Source organism: Rothia sp. HMSC065D02, from assembly GCF_001815285.1.
Lineage (GTDB): Bacteria > Actinomycetota > Actinomycetes > Actinomycetales > Micrococcaceae > Rothia > Rothia dentocariosa.
Window position 1 is genome coordinate 1 of the sequence record NZ_KV820070.1, and the last position, 875, is coordinate 875.

At 54.3% G+C, this 875-nt stretch carries 1 protein-coding gene; it reads left to right on the forward strand.

From position 1 onward, the window contains the following. Positions 1 to 779 (forward strand): hypothetical protein (locus tag HMPREF3016_RS01265; RefSeq protein ID WP_070739560.1); only part of this gene is annotated, 779 nt, incomplete at its 5' end. Positions 780 to 875: the final 96 nt, after the last annotated feature.

Here is an 875-nt window from a genome sequence, read left to right on the forward strand (position 1 = left end):
TAGTCTTTGTGGTGGGGACGTTTTGGCTCTCAGCAGTATTTGAAGGGCGCCGGCGTGATCGTGAGCAGAAAACCCAGCAGGTGGTAGAAGAAACCTCTGATCCTCGGGCTGTGGTGCGGGTGTTGGCGTCGGTGCGGTTACAAGCCTCGTGGTTCATTAAAATGCTCTTATGGGTACTGCTTATTATGCTAGCGCTTATTCTGTACGCCACGATCCAGCTAAGAATCAGTGGTGTACCTCTAGACACGGGAGACTGGGTTAGCGTAGGGCTACTTATAGTCTTTACTCCTGGTGCTGTGTGGGGTTTGTGGGTGTGCAGGGTCTCGTACCGGGAAATCCTGCCCGAGAAACTCGTCCGGGTCACGAACCGGGGACGGAAACTTACACTGCACTACTGGCAGATTGACTCTAGTTATTTCACCCTATTAGGGGATGAGAACGGGCTCTTTGAGCTCACCGATACCGCAGGGGTGGTGTATCGGTTTAAACCGCATGTGGAACCGTGCCGGTATGTGGGTTCTCAGGTGGCGTTCCGGCTGGATTATGGGTATTGGGCTGACCCGAATAATACTCAGGATGCTCAGGTTTTGGTGCGGTTTATGCAGGATAAGTATTGGGTGCAGCGTCTTTTAGAGGTGCCTGTGGTTTCGGGGTTAGCCCACGAGGGGTACGGGAAAGAGTATTGTCCTGTTGGTGGTCCTGAGTTCGGGCCCGAGTTCCGTAGTAGGCAGAGCGCCTCGGGAGATTTCACGTGGGCTAAAAACTTCGTCCTCACTTAACAGGCAGGGCGCATCTGCCGACGGACTGGTGGTGTATACCTATGATGCTGCCGGTCAGCTCACGGGTTCTCGTTTACCGGTGCCGGGTCTGTGCGT